General features: G+C 66.0%; 13 protein-coding genes. 8 read left to right on the top strand and 5 right to left on the bottom strand.

Annotated elements, in window-relative coordinates:
- Positions 1-901 precede the first annotated feature (901 nt).
- The 6 genes from MST27_RS13120 to pdeM all read left to right on the top strand — a co-directional run bounded on the left by MST27_RS13120 (position 902) and on the right by pdeM (position 10,505).
- The gene (locus tag MST27_RS13120; protein ID WP_243606646.1) at positions 902-3,244 is read left to right on the top strand and encodes a DEAD/DEAH box helicase; all 2,343 of its coding nucleotides are present in this window, start codon (positions 902-904) and stop codon (positions 3,242-3,244) included.
- A 137-nt stretch (positions 3,245-3,381) separates the two neighbouring features.
- Positions 3,382-3,936, top strand: coding sequence for a hypothetical protein (locus MST27_RS13115; protein WP_243606394.1), 555 nt, complete (start codon positions 3,382-3,384; stop codon positions 3,934-3,936).
- A 79-nt stretch (positions 3,937-4,015) separates the two neighbouring features.
- Positions 4,016-5,032 carry a ligase-associated DNA damage response exonuclease gene (locus MST27_RS13110; protein ID WP_161611617.1) on the top strand — a complete coding sequence of 339 codons (1,017 nt, stop codon included), beginning with the start codon at positions 4,016-4,018 and terminating at the stop codon, positions 5,030-5,032.
- 55 nt (positions 5,033-5,087) lie between these two features.
- Positions 5,088-6,794, top strand: coding sequence for an ATP-dependent DNA ligase (locus tag MST27_RS13105; protein ID WP_243606393.1), 1,707 nt, complete (start codon positions 5,088-5,090; stop codon positions 6,792-6,794).
- Positions 6,795-7,084: 290 nt separating this feature from the next.
- Entirely contained in the window at positions 7,085-9,667 is a 2,583-nt protein-coding gene (locus tag MST27_RS13100) for a ligase-associated DNA damage response DEXH box helicase (protein ID WP_243606392.1), read from the top strand.
- 181 nt (positions 9,668-9,848) lie between these two features.
- Positions 9,849-10,505 (top strand): ligase-associated DNA damage response endonuclease PdeM, encoded by a 657-nt coding sequence (pdeM, locus tag MST27_RS13095; RefSeq protein ID WP_243606391.1) that lies wholly within the window; start codon positions 9,849-9,851, stop codon positions 10,503-10,505.
- A 7-nt stretch (positions 10,506-10,512) separates the two neighbouring features.
- Here the strand turns inward: pdeM and MST27_RS13090 are convergent, their stop codons facing one another.
- Positions 10,513-10,746, bottom strand: a complete 234-nt coding sequence (locus MST27_RS13090; RefSeq protein ID WP_243606390.1) for a hypothetical protein — start codon at positions 10,744-10,746, stop codon at positions 10,513-10,515.
- A gap of 185 nt (positions 10,747-10,931) precedes the next feature.
- On the opposite strand from MST27_RS13090, the gene MST27_RS13085 reads away from it, so the two are divergent.
- Both MST27_RS13085 and MST27_RS13080 read left to right on the top strand, forming a co-directional pair.
- Entirely contained in the window at positions 10,932-12,263 is a 1,332-nt protein-coding gene (locus MST27_RS13085; RefSeq protein ID WP_243606389.1) for an erythromycin esterase family protein, read from the top strand.
- 3 nt (positions 12,264-12,266) lie between these two features.
- Positions 12,267-12,935, top strand: a complete 669-nt coding sequence (locus MST27_RS13080) for a phosphoribosyltransferase (RefSeq protein WP_243606388.1) — start codon at positions 12,267-12,269, stop codon at positions 12,933-12,935.
- Here MST27_RS13080 and MST27_RS13075 read toward each other — a convergent pair whose 3' ends face one another.
- From MST27_RS13075 to relA, 4 genes are all read right to left on the bottom strand, one after another.
- On the bottom strand, positions 12,936-13,091 hold the full coding sequence (locus tag MST27_RS13075; RefSeq protein ID WP_243606387.1) for a hypothetical protein: 156 nt from the start codon (positions 13,089-13,091) through the stop codon (positions 12,936-12,938).
- Positions 13,092-13,406: 315 nt separating this feature from the next.
- Positions 13,407-13,946 carry a DUF2058 domain-containing protein gene (locus MST27_RS13070; protein WP_243606386.1) on the bottom strand — a complete coding sequence of 180 codons (540 nt, stop codon included), beginning with the start codon at positions 13,944-13,946 and terminating at the stop codon, positions 13,407-13,409.
- A 112-nt stretch (positions 13,947-14,058) separates the two neighbouring features.
- The gene (gene mazG / locus MST27_RS13065) at positions 14,059-14,883 is read right to left on the bottom strand and encodes a nucleoside triphosphate pyrophosphohydrolase (protein WP_243606385.1); all 825 of its coding nucleotides are present in this window, start codon (positions 14,881-14,883) and stop codon (positions 14,059-14,061) included.
- A gap of 202 nt (positions 14,884-15,085) precedes the next feature.
- Complete coding sequence (gene relA / locus MST27_RS13060) at positions 15,086-17,332, bottom strand: GTP diphosphokinase (protein WP_243606384.1); 2,247 nt, start codon at positions 17,330-17,332, stop codon at positions 15,086-15,088.
- Positions 17,333-17,367: the final 35 nt, after the last annotated feature.

Below are 17,367 nucleotides of genomic sequence, written 5' to 3'. Positions count from 1 at the left end.
GCGCTTGCCGTTCTCCGAAAACGCGCTCGCCAGGGGGCAAGGTTACGCGGCGGAACGGCGCGTCAGGATCCTGCGCGAAACGGAGCAATTCGTCGAAGGCAGCTGCATCGGTTCTGGTGAGGTTTCGTACCGGCAATCCTTGCAGCTATCGCGCGACGGCACGCTCAGCTGCATCTGCAACTGCCCGGTGGGCCTGAACTGCAAGCATTGCGTCGCGCTCATCCTGACACTGGAACAACAGGCCGAACGCGAGCCCGAAGCCAGCGAGCCGGAAGGCGCCGGCTTCCCTGGCACCCTGGAGCACTGGCTTTCACAACTGCCCCAGGCGCTGAGCGACGGCCTTCCCGCGGAGCACGGTTGGTGCGTTCATTATCGTGTTCTGCCAGACCTTGTCATCGAGGCGTTCAAATGTCGGCTGCACAAGGACGGCAGCTGGGGTGAGCGCCAACCCTATTACGGAATTCGCGAAGCCAGCTTTCGCAAGCCCGCCTTCATGCAACCGCTGGACCTGCGAATCGCGGCGCTGCTCGGCTTGTGCAGCCCCAGCGGCTTCGGTTTCAGGCTCGCCGGGGAGAATGGCGGCGAGACGCTGCGCCTGATTATTGAGACCGGTCGCGCCTTCGTGCAGTGGGAGCAACCGGCGCTGCGGCTAGGCGCGCCGCGACAGGCTCGCTTCAACTGGAACCAGCAGACCGACGGCAGCTTCGAAGCCGAACTGGACATGGCGGACCCACACGGCAAGCCCCTGCGGTCGGTCGACCCGCTCTACTACCTCGACGAAACGACCCAGGAGATGGGCCTCATCGAGCACGGCCTGCCGACATCGCTGGCGCGCCACCTGCTCGAAGCGCCGTCGGTTCCGTCGGCCCAGGCGACGCTGTTCAGCCTGACGCTCAACGAGATCGCACCTCAGCTTCCCGCGCCTCCGAGGCCCCAGGAGCAGCAGATCGACGATCTCCCACCGACGCCCCGCCTGACGCTCGGCAGCCACCATGCGGTCAACTACCAGCCTGGCAGCGGGCGCATGGTTGGCGAGCACCAGCACCGCGCGGGCCTGAGCTTCCTCTATGGCAAGGCCAGTGTCCACGGCAAGGCCAGGCCCGACCAGCGCGTTCGTGACGCCCAGGGCGCGCAAGTGCGCAACATCGCCCGACAGCCCGATGCCGAACAGGCACTGCGCCTGCGAATGAAGAGCCTGGGTTTTCGACCAGCGCTACGCCAAAGCCAGGCGCTGCCGAAGGATTCGGCCGAGATGTTCGAACTGCCCAACGAGGCGGCCTGGCTACAGTTCACCCAAACACAGCTGCAACCGCTTCGCGAGGAGGGTTGGCAGATCGTCATGCAGCCCGGCTTCGCCTACGACCTCACGCCGGTAGACGCCTGGTATGTCGACGTCGATGAATCGCCGGAACACAGCTGGTTCGACCTCGAGCTCGGCATAATCGTCGAGGGCGAGCGGATCAGCCTGCTACCGGTTTTGCTGGGGCTCATCCGGCGCAATCCCGCCCTGCTGTCCCCTCAAGCGCTTAGCCAACGAGCCGACGACGAGACGTTGCGCGTGCAGCTCGACAAGCGCCGTGACGACGATGGCCAGCCAGTACAGGTGTTGCTGCCGTTTGGCCGCCTGAAACCCATACTGAGCACCCTCTCGGAGCTCTATCTGCGTGAACGCGCAGGCACAGAGCCGCTTCGCCTGGAGCGTGCCGATGCCGCGCGGCTGGCCCAGCTCGACGCGCTGGAACTGAAGTGGAACGGCGGCGAACAGCTCCGCGAGTTCGGCCGGCGGCTGCGTGACTACCGCCAACAGCCGGTAGCCAGCCCACGGGGGTTGAAGGCCCAGATGCGCCCTTATCAACTCGATGGCCTGCGCTGGATGCAGACGCTTCGAAAGCTTGGGGCCGGCGGTGTGCTCGGTGATGACATGGGCCTGGGCAAGACGCTGCAGACGCTGGCTCACCTGCTGCTGGAAAAGGAATCAGGGCGTATGGATCGCCCTTCGCTGGTGGTCATGCCGACCAGTCTGATTCCCAATTGGCAGGACGAAGCCGCGCGCTTCACGCCAGGCTTGAGGGTCGCCACGCTGCACGGCGCCACGCGTCGGCAGCAGTATCAGCGTCTTGACGATTACGACGTGCTGCTGACGACTTATGCGCTGCTGCCGCGGGACATCGACCGGCTCGCTGAAACCCCCTTGCACCTGCTGGTGCTCGACGAAGCGCAGAACATCAAGAATGCCAGCAGCAAGGCCGCGCAAGCAGCCGGTCGGCTCGAGGCACGCCAGCGCCTGTGCCTCACCGGCACGCCATTGGAAAACCACCTGGGCGAACTCTGGTCGCTGTTCAACTTCCTCATGCCCGGATGGCTGGGCGACGCCAAGCGGTTCAACCGTGACTATCGCAACCCCATCGAGAAAAACGGCGACAGCGACCGCCTGCAGCACCTGACCTCGCGGATCAGACCCTTCCTGCTCAGGCGGCGGAAGGAACAGGTGGCACACGAGCTACCGGCCAAGACAGAGATCACCCATTGGGTCGAGCTCAGCCCGGCGCAACGCGATCTCTACGAAACCGTCCGGCTCGCCATGGACAGCAAGGTTCGACAGGAGATCGACAGCAAGGGTCTGGCGCGCAGCCAGATCGTCATACTCGATGCGCTGCTCAAGCTGCGCCAGGTCTGCTGTGATCTTCGGCTGGTCAAGGGGGAGACGGTCAGTTCGTCACGCGCGAGCACCTCGGGCAAGCTCGACAGCCTGATGGACCTGCTCACCGAACAACTCGACGAAGGTCGCCGTATCCTGCTGTTCTCCCAGTTCACCTCGATGCTCGCGCTGATTGAGCAGGAACTGCGCGCCAGGGCGATCGACTATGTCCAGATCACCGGCGATACCCAAGACCGTCGCACCCCGGTACGGCGCTTCCAGGCAGGTGAAGTGCCGCTGTTCCTGATCAGCCTCAAGGCTGGCGGTACCGGACTGAACCTGACCGCCGCCGACACCGTGATCCATTACGACCCCTGGTGGAATCCGGCGGCGGAGAACCAGGCCACCGACCGCGCGCACCGCATCGGCCAGGACAAACCGGTTTTCGTTTACAAGCTCATCGCGCGCGACACCGTCGAGGAAAAGATCCAGCAGCTGCAAGCGCGCAAGGCCGAACTGGCCGCAGGCGTGCTCGATGCCGGAAGCGCAGCCGGCTGGCAACTCAACCCCGAGGATATCGAGGCCCTCTTCGCCCCGTTGCCATAGTGCTACCGCAAGCGGCGATCCCCTAGGATGGCCCCGCTCTGCCACCTGGTGCTCGAAGCGCGAAGTCGGCGCTTTCCAAGCCTCGCGTCACTTCCTATGATCGACACATCGCTACGGGCCAGAGGCAGGGTATACAGATGAGTCGCTACGAAATCGCATTCTCCGGCGAGCTGGCTCCTGGCGCTACGCTCGAACAGGTCGAGGCCAACCTGGCCAGGCTGTTCCAGGCCGACGCCCAGCGCATCGCCGCGCTCTTTTCCGGACGTCGGGTGGTGATCAAGCAGGATCTCGACCACGCCAGCGTCGAAAAATACCGTCAAGCCATGGCTCGCGCCGGCGCCGTTGCAGAGGTTCGACCGATGCCGGTCGAGGTGGAGGAGATCGAGCTGGCGCCTCCGCCCAGCGAACCCGCACCGCCCGGCCCTTCGGCAGCGTCTTCGCAGACCAGGCCGGGGCCGCTGAACGTGACACCCCGTGACGAATACATGGCTGCCTTTGTGGATGTCGAAGCGCCGGACTTCGGCATCGCACCGGTTGGCGCCGACCTGCAGGACGCCCGTCCGGTCGCGCAGCCGCCCAAGGTCGACCTCTCGCAGTTCAGCCTGGCTCCGGTTGGCAGCGACATGAGCGAACGTCGCCGCGCCACCGATGCGCCCGTCCCTGACACCTCACACCTGAAACTGGTGGACTGACCGCGTCCGGCGCCACACACCCGAACTCCATGGCGGCCGATGCGCTCCAACCCTACAAGCCCTCAACGTGCCTGTAGTCATGGACCTTGTCGTTGCCCGCCCCGAAGGGCTGTATTGCCCGCCCGGTGATTTCTATATCGACCCCTGGCGGCCGGTCGACCGCGCCGTCATCACCCATGCCCATGGCGACCACGCGCGCTGGGGCATGGGGCATTACCTGGCTTCCAGCGACAGCGAAGGCATCCTGCGCTCGCGCATCGCCGCCGACATGCCGCTGCAGACGCTAGCCTATGGCGAATCCATCGAGCATCACGGCGTAAAGCTCAGCTTCCATCCCGCTGGTCATGTACTCGGCTCGGCCCAGGTGCGCCTGGAATACAAGGGCGAAGTCTGGGTCGCCTCGGGCGACTACAAGGTCGAGCCGGACGGCACCTGCGCGCCGTTCGAGCCGGTGCGCTGCCATACCTTCATCACCGAATCGACCTTCGGCCTGCCGATCTACAAGTGGCCGGCGCAAACCGAGGTCTTCCGCGAGATCAATGACTGGTGGCGCGCCAACGCCGCGGCCGGACGTGCCTCGGTGCTGTTCTGCTATGCCTTCGGCAAGGCGCAGCGCATCCTTCACGGCCTTGATGAAAGCATCGGCACCATCGTCGTGCATGGCGCGGTAGAGCCGCTGAACAAGGTCTATCGCGAGGGGGGCATCCACCTGCCGCCGACGGTGTATGCCGGTGACCTGAAGAAGGGTGATCCGCGCCTGAAGCAGGCCATCATTCTCGCCCCGCCCTCGGCTGGCGGCAGCACCTGGATGCGCCGCTTCGGTGACTACGCCGACGCCTTCGCCAGCGGCTGGATGATGCTGCGCGGCACCCGCCGTCGCCGCGGCGTCGACCGCGGCTTCGTGCTTTCCGACCATGCCGACTGGCCAGGCCTGCTCTGGGCCATCGAGCAGACCGGTGCCGAACGGGTGATGGTCACCCACGGCTCCGTTGCGGTGTTGGTGCGCTACCTGCGCGAAATGCGCGGCCTCGATGCCCAGGCCTTCGCCACCGAATACGGCGAAGAGGACGATACCGCGACGGAGGGCGCCGCATGATCGAAGGCCACGCCGCCCGCCTGCGCCGCGGCGACCGCCGAAGCGGAGGCGCCGCATGAAAGCCTTCGCCACGCTCTACAGCCGCCTGGACGCCACCACGTCGAGCAACGCCAAGCTCGCGGCCATGCGCGACTACTTTCGCGAGGCCGATCCGGCCGACGCTGCCTGGGCGGTCTACTTCCTCGCCGGCGGCCGCCCGCGCCAGCTGGTCCCGACCCGCGTCCTGCGCGAAACCGCCATGCAGGCATCCGGCCTGCCGGAATGGCTGTTCGAGGAAAGCTACCAGGCGGTCGGCGACATGGCCGAGACCATCTCGCTGCTGATGCCCGAGGCCGAACACAGCTCCGAGGACGGGCTCGCCGTGTGGATGCAGGACAAACTGTTGCCCTTGCGCGGTGTGCCGCCGGAAGAATTGGCTGAGCGATTGCCCGCACTCTGGGCACAGCTGGATCGGCTGAGCCTGATGGTCTGCATCAAGCTGATCACCGGCGCCTTTCGCGTCGGCGTGTCGAAGCTGCTGGTCACCCGCGCGCTGGCCTCGCTGGTCGATCTCGACCCCAAGCGCGTCGCGCAGCGCCTGGTGGGCTACACCGACCTGTCCCATCGACCCAGCGCCGAGGGCTATCGCGCGCTGATCGCCGAAGAATCCGAACATGAGCACGCCCAGCGTGGGGGCCAGCCCTATCCGTTCTTTCTCGCCCATCCGTTGCAGGCGCCGGCCGAAGAGTTCGACACCCTGCTTGGCGCGCCGGACAACTGGTTCATCGAATGGAAGTGGGACGGCATCCGCGCCCAGCTGGTCAAGCGCGACGGGCAGATCTGGGTCTGGTCGCGCGGTGAGGAGCTGGTCAGCGAGCGTTTTCCCGAGCTGTGCGAACTGGCCCGCTGCCTGCCCGACGGCACGGTGATCGATGGCGAGATCCTGGTCTGGAAGCATGACCCGGAGACTCCCGCCGGCGAGCTGTTCGACGCCGCCAGCACCGGCGAGCCCAGCGCCGGTGCCTTCGGCGTGCAGCCCTTCGCCCTGCTGCAACAGCGCATCGGCCGCAAGAACCTGACCGCCAAGGTGCTGCAGGATGCGCCGGTGGCAGTGCTCGCCTACGACCTGCTGGAATGGCAGGGCGACGACTGGCGGCAGCGCGAGCACCGCGAACGCCGCCAGCAGCTCGAGGCGGTCGTGGGCCAATGCCCGAGCCCGCAGCTGATGCTTTCACCACTGGTAAGCGGAGCGGATTGGCAAGACCTGGCCCGCCAGCGCGAAGCCTCACGCGCGCTGGGCGTGGAAGGCATGATGATCAAGGCGCGGGCCGCGCAGTACGGCGTCGGCCGGACCAAGGACGTCGGCGTCTGGTGGAAATGGAAGATCGACCCCTACTCCGTCGATGCCGTGCTGATCTATGCCCAGCGCGGTCATGGCCGCCGCGCCAGCCTCTACACCGACTACACCTTTGCCGTCTGGGACGGCGAGCCGGGTGACCCGGAGCGCAAGCTCGTCCCCTTCGCCAAGGCCTATTCCGGTCTCACCGACGAGGAAATGCGCAAGGTCGACGCCATCGTGCGCAAGACCACCGTGGAGAAGTTCGGCCCGGTGCGCAGCGTCACGCCGACACTGGTGTTCGAACTCGGCTTCGAAGGCATCGCCGCCAGCAGCCGCCACAAGAGCGGCATCGCCGTGCGCTTCCCACGCATGCTGCGCTGGCGCCTCGACAAGCCGGTGGAGGAAGCCGATACGCTGGAGACGCTGAAGGAACTGCTGGGATGAAACCAAGGCACCCCGCACCCGCTCAGCCCTCACCCCAACCCTCTCCCAGAGGGAGAGGGAGCAAGAGCGGAGTCGTGCCAAGCAAGAATGCCGAGCAGCCACACGATCACGCCCCTCTCCCTGCGGGAGAGCGGCTGGGGGTGAGGGAAACGGCTGACAGCGCCGAGGTGAGTCAACCCTCACCCCGGCCCTCTCCCAAAAGGAGAGGGCGCAAGAGCGGAGCCTTGCCAGACGAAGATGCCGGGGAGCCACACGATCGCCCTCCTCTACGTCCGGGAGAGGAGCTGGGGGTGAGGGACGGGGCCGAGAGCCTCGCTGAGGGCTGGTTTTCCAGCCGTGCCTGGCATCCCTTCCCGTTCCAGCAGGAGGTCTGGCAAGCGATAGGCGATGGCGAATCAGGGCTTTTGCACGCCACCACCGGCTCCGGCAAGACCTACGCCGTCTGGCTCGGAGCCCTGAATCGCTTTGCGACCAAGGCACCCTCTCCCACCGCGACGGACAAGCCGGCGCCTTTGACGGTGCTCTGGATCACCCCGATGCGCGCCTTGGCCGCCGACACCGCCCGCGCCCTGCAGGCGCCGCTGGACGACCTCGGCATCGGCTGGAGCATCGGCCTGCGCACCGGCGATACCAGCGGTGCCGAACGTGCGCGGCAGGGACGGCGTCTGCCCAGCGCGCTAGTCACCACGCCGGAAAGCCTGACCCTGCTGCTGACCCGCGCCGATGCGCGCCAGGCCTTCGCCGGTTTGCGCATGCTGGTGGTGGACGAATGGCACGAGCTGCTGGGCAACAAGCGCGGCGTGCAACTGCAACTGGCACTGGCGCGCCTGCGTCAGTGGGTGCCGGAGCTGATCGTTTGGGGCCTTTCCGCCACCCTCGGCAACCAGCCCCACGCGCTGGACGTGCTGCTGCACCCCGGCAGCGGCAGGCTGGTGCAGGGCAAGGTGGACAAGGACCTGCGCGTAGACACCCTGCTGCCGCCGAGCATCGAGCGCTTCCCCTGGGCCGGTCATCTCGGCCTGCGCATGCTGCCGCAGGTACTCGAAGAGATCGACTCCGCCGCGACCACCCTGGTGTTCACCAATACCCGTTCGCAGTCGGAAATCTGGTATCAGGCGCTGCTGGAGGCGCGGCCGGACTGGGCCGGACTGATTGCCCTGCACCACGGCTCGCTGGCGCGCGAGGTGCGCGACTGGGTCGAACTGGGCCTCAAGCAGGGCGCGCTCAAGGCCGTGGTCTGCACCTCCAGCCTGGATCTGGGCGTGGACTTCCTCCCGGTCGAGCGGGTGTTGCAGATCGGCTCGCCCAAGGGCGTGGCGCGGCTGATGCAGCGCGCCGGACGCTCCGGACACGCGCCGGGGCGAACCTCACGAGTCACCCTGGTGCCGACCCACAGCGTGGAGGTAGTGGAAGCCGCGGCCGCCCAGGTGGCCATCGCCGAGCGTCGCATCGAGGCCCGCAGCGCACCGCATCGCCCGCTGGACGTGCTGGTGCAGCACCTGGTGAGCATGGCCCTGGGCGGCGGCTTCCGCCCGGATGAGCTATTCGCCGAGGTGCGCCAGGCCTGGTCCTACCGGGAGCTGACCGACGAGCACTGGCAATGGGCGCTGGCCTTCGTCCGCCATGGCGGGCATTCTCTGACGGCCTACCCCGACTATCAACGGGTCGAGCCGGATGAAACCGGCCTCTGGAAAGTGCCCAGTCGCCGCGTGGCGCTGCGCCATCGCATGAGCATCGGCACCATCGTCAGCGACGCCAGCCTGACGGTGAAGTTCTGGGCCAAGGGCGGCAGCGGGCGTTCGCTGGGCAGCATCGAGGAAGGCTTCATCGCGCGCCTGCGCCCCGGCGACAACTTCCTCTTCGGCGGTCGCCTGCTGGAGCTGGTGCGGGTCGAGAACATGACCGCCTACGTCAGCCGCGCGACGGGCAAGAAGGCTGCCGTGCCGCGCTGGAACGGCGGGCGCATGCCGCTATCCAGCGAGCTGGCCGATGCCGTGGTCGAGCAGCTCGGGGCTGCCTCGCGCGAGCAGTTCAGCACGCCCGAAATGCGTCTGGTCGAACCGCTGCTTCGCGTCCAGATGGACTGGTCGGCGCTGCCCACCAAGACCACCTTGCTGGCCGAGGTGATGAAGTCCCGCGAAGGCTGGCACCTTTTCCTCTACCCCTTCGCCGGGCGCCATGTGCACCTGGGCCTCGCCAGTCTGCTGGCCTGGCGCATGGCCAGGCATCGACCGCTGACCTTCTCCATCGCGGTCAACGACTATGGCTTCGAACTGCTTTCGGCCACCGAGGTGGACTGGCTGCACTGGTTGACGCCGGAGCTCTTCAGCGAAAACGACCTGCTGCACGACGTGCTCGCCAGCCTCAATGCCAGTGAGCTGGCGCGTCGCCGTTTTCGCGAGATCGCACGCATCGCCGGGCTGGTGTTCTCTGGCTATCCGGGCGCGCAGAAGAGCGCGCGCCAGCTGCAGGCCTCCAGCGGCCTGTTCTTCGATGTGTTCCGCCAATACGATCCGGGCAATCTGCTGCTGACCCAGGCCGAGGAAGAGGTGCTGCGCCAGGAGCTGGAAGTCGAGCGCTTGCAGCAGACGTTGCAACGCCTGCAACAGCGCCGTCTGGACGTCCATCAGGTGCGGCGCGCGACCCCGCTGGCCTTTCCGCTGATGGTCGAGCGCTTTCGCGAAAGCATGACCTCGGAGAAGCTCGCCGACCGCATCCGCCGCATGGTGGCGGAGCTGGACAAGGCTGCCGGTCCCGGCGGCTACCAGCCAGAGGGCGTTGCCGAGATCGCCGTGGAACGCGAAACCCGAACGCCGCGCAAGCCCCGCGAAACCAAGGACGGCACCCCGCGACGGAAAAAACCCAGCCGCTAGCGGCCATTACCCGACGCAAGGCGCTTACCGGCAGCGAACCGTCCCCCGTTTGTCGGTCGCGCCGCCCCCTGGAGCGAGCCTGTGGCGTAAATCCAAACGCACGCGAGCGCAGAAGACCACTCACAGGCGCTCGCGCTCGGGCGGATTGGGCAGGCGGGCGAACGCGGATACACTGCCCACCATGTCCCCTGCCCTACCCATCGACCTGCACCAGACAGAACTGTGGCTCCTCGCCGAGAAGGCCATCTATTGGCCGGCGCAGCGAGCGTTGCTGGTCGCGGACATCCACTTCGGCAAAGCCTCGGCCTATCGGCGGCTCGGTCAGCCGGTACCGCACGGCACGACCCAGGCGAACCTTCAGCAGCTCGACACCTTGCTGGCCCGTTATCCCTGCGACCGGTTGATCTTTCTAGGCGATTTCCTGCATGCGCCGGAATCGCAGTCTCCGGCGACGTTCGCGCCGCTGCTCGCCTGGCGCGAGTCGCACCCGGCCCTGCGCATCACACTCGTGCGCGGCAACCATGACCGACGCGCGGGGGATCCGCCCGCCAGCCTGGGCATGGAGGTGGTCACCGAGCCACTGCTGCTCGGCCCGTTCGCGCTGCAGCACGAGCCTCATCCTCATCCCACCCATCACGTCCTGGCCGGCCATCTGCATCCCGCCTTCTGCCTGCGTGGTCGTGGCCGTCAGCGCTTGCGCTTGCCCTGCTTCTGCATCGGCCCGCAGGTCAGCGTGCTGCCGGCCTTCGGCAACTTCACCGGAATGATGGACATCGACGCCGACCCGGGCCGGCGTCTGTTCGTGGTTGGGGATGGGTGTGTGTGGCAGGTGGCGTGAGCGATGATCAGGCCTGGCTGATTCCGGTCACAGTGATACCGAAACGTTCAGCCAGCCGGGTGGCGGGTGTTTCCTCGACATCCGGATCGTGCTCATAGGCATCCTCCTGGTCGCCAAACTGTTCTTCCGCCTTGCGCATCACCAGTTCGACGGCCTCGTCTATATCCGGTTGGTGATCGGACTCGGTCCTGAGAATGGATGTGTTGCCGTCCTTGCTGTACGCAATGATCCAGGTCGTCATGGCTACCCCCTTATCAAAAGCGCCTTCGGCAGCAATGGCGTGCCGAAATGGCGTTGCCTTGCTTTAGAGGCTAGCTGCAGATGTTCAGTTCTGCCGCTCCGCTGGGCAGCGGATGAGCCGCCGAATGGTCTGAACAGCCTCGTGAGACGCCGGTCATCGGTAGGAAGGCCAGAGGAGATGACGTCATGCCGCTCACCCGCACGCGCGCACCGCAACGCTCCGAGGAGCAACTGATCACCCTGCTACAGCAGAAAGCCGTCCCGTTGCCGCCCATCGACGATCCTTCGTTCGCCGACGCCTTCGACCGATTCGCTGATGCACGGGTGGTGCTCATCGGTGAGGCCAGCCACGGTACCTCCGAGTTCTACCGCGCGCGTGCCGCCATCACGCGCCGGCTGATCGAGCGGCATGGTTTCACCATCGTCGCCGCCGAAGCGGACTGGCCGGACGCGGCCATGATAGACCGCTATGTGCGCCACCAGCAGCCTGCCGACTGGCTCGAGCGGGGCTTCCGCCGCTTCCCCACCTGGATGTGGCGCAACCGGGACGTTGCAGACTTCGCCGGCTGGCTGCGCACGCACAATGCCTCGCAGGCGCCAGAGCAGCGCGTCGAATTCCGCGGCCTGGACGTCTACAGCCTGGGCACCTCGATCCGCGAAGTACTGGCCTATCTCGATCAGGTCGACCCAGCCGCCGCGCAGGCCGCGCGCCAGCGTTATGGCTGCCTGAGCCCCTGGCAGGAGGAGCCGGCAATCTACGGTCACAACGTCATGCGCGGCGAGCCCTCCTGCGAGGAGGCGGTGGTCGAGCAACTGCGTGCATTGCTCGACCAGCGTCTGGGCTACCTGGAGAAGGACGGCGAACACTTCTTCGATGCCGAGCAGAACGCACGCGTCGTGCTCGCCGCCGAGCAGTACTACCGGGCGATGTACCGAGGTTCGACAGAATCCTGGAATCTACGGGACCGACACATGTTCGATACCCTCCGCGCGCTTCTGGCGCACCGGGGCGATGACGCCAAGGCAGTGGTCTGGGCGCACAACTCGCACATCGGCAACGCGGCAGCCACCTCGATGGGCTGGGGCGGCGAGTTCAACATCGGCGAGCTTTGCCGCACCGCCTATGGGCGCGAGGCGGTGCTGATCGGCATGGGCACCGATCGGGGCGAAGTGGCTGCCGCGGACAACTGGGACGAGCCGATGCAGATCAAGCAGGTCCGTCCGTCCCGCGACGACAGTTGGGAGCAGCTGTTCCTCAGGGCGGGCCTGGCGGCTTCCTTGACGAGCTGGCGCGACGACGCCGCGCTGCGCGAGGCCTTGGCACAACCGCGTCTGGAGCGTGCCATCGGCGTGATCTACCGTCCGGCCACCGAACGCCAGAGCCACTATTTCCAAGCCATACTGTCGGAACAGTTCGACGCCCTGCTCTGGCTCGAACAGACCACTGCCGTGACCCCGATCGGGCCTCGGCAAGTCGACCACGAGAGCGTTCCGGATACCTACCCGTTCGGAGAGTGAGCCATGCGCGCCCTGATGCCTGACATCCAGCTTTTCCGTGACCGTCCCCATGCCGGTCAGGAACTGGCCGAAGCCCTGCTGCACCTGGCCGATCGCCAACCGCTCGTGCTCGCGCTGCCGCGAGGCGGCGTCCCGGTTGCATACGAAGTGGCGCGCCGTCTGTCGGCACCGCTGGACCTGGTGCTGGTTCGCAAGATCGGTGCGCCCGGCAACGAGGAGCTGGCGCTGGGTGCGGTGATCGACGGCGCCGAACCGAAGTGGGTGATCAACCAGGAACTGTTCAACCAGATCGCGCCGCCGCCCGGCTGGTTCGATGAGGAAATGCAGCGGCAACTCGCCGAACTGGAACGCCGGCGGCAACGCTATTGCGGCCAGCGCCCGGCGCCGGTGATCACCGATCGCTGCGTGATCGTGATAGACGATGGCGTGGCGACCGGTGCCACGGTCAGAGCGGCGCTCAAGGGGCTCAGGCAGTCGAAACCCGAGCACATCGTGCTGGCCGTCCCGGTGGGGCCGCGCGATGTGATCGAGATGTTACGTTCGGAGGTCGACGAACTGGTCTGCCTGGCAATGCCCGAACCGTTCATTGGCGTGGGCTGCCACTATGCGGATTTCACACAGACCACTGACGAGCAGGTCATCGACCTGCTCGCGCGTGCTCAGGGTGCTTGATCAGGCGACAGGCGCCGGCGGCGGCTGATCCGGGATGGTGGGCTCGCCTGGCTCGCTGGGCAGATCCGGCACGCCGGGCTCTTCCGGGTCGCCGGGCACGCCTTGGGCCTCAAGGGCTCGCGTGTCTATTTCATCCGAATAACGGGTGGTTTCCATCGTGCTGTCCTCCTGCTGGTGAAAGCCCTGTCGGGCTCTAGCAGTAGAGGCCGCGCGGCAGCCATAAATCCCGCCTTCCGTCGGGCATGCATCGAGGCATGGCCGCCTCTCGTCTCGCTGGAGCTGCTCGCCAGCGATCACCAGCGAGCTGGCCCCAAGGGTCGGGAGATGGCCTCCCACCGGCTGAGCGTATAGGTGCCAGCCCTGACGGTCGCGTGGATTCGAATCGCAGGCAGAGCATGCTGCCGATCACCGACGCCTCGACAGGGAGCGCCACGTCCGTCCGCCGCCCGGACGGGCTGCAGACGGCCAGTCTCACCACATCAGGTCGTCGGGAATCTGATACGCGGCGTAGGGATCGTCCGGGTCCGGCGCTTCGGTGGGCGTATTGAGCTGGACGATCCGCCGCGGATCACGCTCCTGGATCTTCAGCGCAGCTTCTCGCGGGATCACCTCATAGCCGCCACCGTGACGGACGATCGCCAGCGAGCCGCTGGACAGCTTGTCGCGCATGAGTTTGTTGACCGACAGGCGCTTGACCTTCTTGTCGTCGACGAAGTTGTAGTAGTCCTCGGTGGTCAGCTTGGGCAAACGGCTGCCCTCGATGAGCTGCTTGACCTGCGCGGCGCGGGCCTTCTGCTCGGCCTTTTCCTGTTGCTGCCGGTTCAGCTCCTGATCACGGGCCTGCTTCTCCGCCTGTGCCTTGAGCGCCGCCTCGCGCTGGGAGTCGTCCTTCTGGGCTTGCCCCTTTTTCACCAGGCGCTGCTGTTTCTGCTGCTGCTTGCCGGCCTGCTTGGCCTGCTTCTCATTGACCAGCCCGGCTTTGAGTAGCTGGTCGCGAAGGGAAAGACTCATGTGTCGGCTCGTAATATCGGGTTTGAAGACGGGTGGAGCTTAACGGCTGGCGCCGGAAGCCGGAAGCCTGTGGCCTGCTGCATCACACCGGGCGACCGCTTACTTGCTGTGTCTAGCGGCCAGCTTCCAGCTGCTTCTTGGCTTCTTCCCATAGCGCATCGAGCTCGGCGAGGTCGCACTGCTCGATCGGTCGGCCACGGGCGCGCAGGGTCGTCTCGATAAAGCGAAAGCGCCGCTCGAACTTGCGGTTGGCCGCGCGCAAGGCGTCTTCGGGATCGATCTTCAAGTGCCGAGCGAGATTGACGGTGACGAACAGCAGGTCGCCCAGCTCCTCGGCAATGGCCTGCGGATCATCCGTGCTCATGGCTTCGAGCACCTCGCCCAGCTCCTCGTGCACCTTGTCCACCACCGGCAGCGCTTCGGGCCAGTCGAAGCCAACTTGCGCGGCACGCTTCTGCAACTTCGCCGCCCGGCTCAGTGCCGGCAAGGCATGGGGCACGTCGTCCAACAGCGACAGCTGCTCGGGGGCCACCGCCTTCTCGGCGCGCTCCTCGGCCTTGATGGCCTCCCAACGCTGCTTGATCTGCACCTCGTCCAGCCGCGGCAATTCGGGCGAGCCGTACAGGTCGCCGTCAGGAAAGACATGCGGATGGCGACGCACCAGCTTGCGGGTGATGGCGTCGACCACCGTGTCGAAGTCGAAGCGGCCATCCTCCTTCGCCAGTTGGCTGTAGTAGACGACCTGGAACAACAGATCGCCCAGCTCGCCGGGCAGATGGTCGAAGTCACCGCGCTCGATGGCATCGGCCACCTCGTAGGCCTCCTCCAGCGTATGCGGAACGATACTCGCGTAGTCCTGCTGCAGGTCCCAGGGGCAGCCATGCTGCGGATCGCGCAGGCGGGCCATCAGGTGCAGCAGGTCGGGGAGCTGGTACATGCAAAATCCTCTTGAAGCGTGGAGCGAATCGCACTCGTACGAGTACAGGTGAGGGCGACATCTACCATGCGAAGTCAAGCGAACCCTGACCGTCGCGAGCGAAGGCCAGACAAGACGAAAGCCTGCTGAAAAAGCGGAGTTGGCTGTTGCCAATAAGCATCTTTCAGCAGGCTTTCAACGCCGTATGGCCGAGCGCAGCAGGTCAGGAAGCACGCTGACGCTTGGCCTCGATGATATTGGGCAGCTGCGAAATCCGCCCCAGCAACCGGCCCAGCGCGCCGAGCCCAGGGATTTCAATGGTCAGCGACATCAGTGCCGTGCTGTCTTCCTTGTTGGAGCGGGTGTTCACCGCCAGCACATTGATCCGCTCGTTGAGCAGGATCTGCGACACGTCGCGCAACAGGCCGGAGCGGTCGTAGGCCTTGATGACGATATCCACCGGGTAGGTCTTCTCGGGGATCGGCCCCCAGCTGACCTGGATGATCCGCTCAGGCTCCCGTCCGGCCAGCTGCAGCACGGAAGCGCAGTCCTGGCGATGGATGCTGACCCCGCGCCCGAGGGTGATATAGCCGACGATCGGGTCGCCCGGCAGCGGCTGGCAGCAGCCGGCCATCTGGGTGAGCAGGTTTCCGACGCCCTGAATCTGCACATCGCCGCGCTTGCCGGGCTTGGTGCTGGTCGGGCGCTTGGGGATCAGCTCGAGCTGGTCGGTGCCGCCGTCTTCGGGCTCGACCAGTTGCTGCGCGTGGTTGACCAGCTGCGACAGGCGCAGGTCGCCGGCCCCGAGCGCGGCGAACATGTCTTCGGCCGTCTTGAGGTTGGCCTTCTCGGCCAGCTTGTCGAAGTCCACCGGTGGCAGGTCGAGGCGCCCCAGCTCGCGCTCGAGCAACGCCTTGCCCGCGGCGACGTTCTGGTCACGGGCCTGCAGCTTGAACCAGTGGACGATCTTGGCCCGCGAGCGCGAGGTGGTGATATAGCCGAGGTTGGGGTTGAGCCAGTCACGACTCGGCGAGCCATGCTTGCTGGTGATGATTTCCACCTGCTCGCCGGTCTGCAGGCTGTAGTTCAGCGGCACGATGCGGCCATTGACCTTGGCCCCACGGCAGTTGTGACCGATCTCGGTGTGTACCCGGTAGGCGAAGTCCAGCGGCGTGGCGCCCTTCGGCAGGTCAATGGCGTGACCGTCGGGTGTGAACACGTAGACGCGATCCGGCTCGATGTCGACGCGCAGCTGGTCGGCCAATCCGCCGATGTCGCCCAACTCTTCGTGCCACTCGAGCACCTGACGCAGCCAGGCGATCTTTTCCTCGTAATGGTTGGAGCTGGAGTTGACGTCCGTGCCCTTGTATCGCCAGTGCGCGCACACGCCCAACTCGGCCTCCTCGTGCATGGCCTGGGTGCGGATCTGCACCTCGAGCACCTTGCCTTCAGGGCCGAGCACGGCGGTGTGCAGCGAGCGATAGCCGTTCTCCTTGGGGTTGGCGATGTAGTCGTCGAACTCCCGTGGGATGTGCCGCCACAGGGTATGGACGATCCCCAGCGCGGTGTAACAGTCGCGGATCTCCGGGACCAGCACCCGCACCGCGCGCACATCGTAGATCTGGCTGAACTGCAGGCCCTTCTTCTGCATCTTCCGCCAGATCGAATAGATGTGCTTGGCGCGACCGTCGATCTCGGGATGGATGCCGGCGGCGTTCAGTTCGTCCTTGAGCTGCTGGACCACGCTCTGGATGTACTGCTCACGGTCCAGGCGGCGCTCATGCAGCAATTGGGCGATCTGCTTGTACTGCTCGGGTTCGAGGTAGCGGAAGGAGAGGTCTTCCAGTTCCCACTTGATATGGCCGATGCCCAGGCGATGGGCCAGCGGCGCGTAAATGTCGAACACCTCGCGCGCGACGCGGTGGCGTTTGTCGTCATCGGCGTGCTTCACCGCACGGATGGCGCAGGTGCGCTCGGCCAGCTTGATCAGGGCGACGCGCACGTCGTCGACCATCGCCACCAGCATCTTGCGCAGGTTCTCGACCTGGGTCTGGGTGCCAAGCACCAGGGATTCACGCGGGTTGAGACTGGCGCTGATCGCGGCCATGCGCAGCACGCCTTCGATCAGCTTGGCGACCACCGGCCCGAACTGCTGCTGCACCTCGGCGAGCTGGATCTTGCCCTCGCGCACGCCACGGTAGATCACCGCCGCGACGAGGCTGTCCTGGTCGAGCTTGAGGTCGGCAAGGATCTCGGCGATCTCCAGGCCCGTCTGGTAACTGGACGTGCCCTCGCTCCACAGGTTCTGCGCCGCGTTGGCCTGCTGCTCGGCCGTGCGCGCGAATTCGCAGGCCTGCTTGAGTGCATCGCGGTCGAGTGCCGGGTCCATCCCCAGCACGTGATCGAGCCAGCCATCGAGGTTGATACTGCCGTCGGTGTTGATCGGCTGAAGCGCTCTGACCTGGACCATCTTTTCTACCTTCCCTCTGCGCATCGACTGCGCCA

Origin of the sequence: Stutzerimonas marianensis (assembly GCF_022810315.1) — a bacterium.
Classification (GTDB): Bacteria; Pseudomonadota; Gammaproteobacteria; order Pseudomonadales; family Pseudomonadaceae; genus Stutzerimonas; species Stutzerimonas marianensis.
Note: the sequence above shows the minus strand (reverse complement) of the source record. Positions and strands in the feature narration are given on the sequence as shown.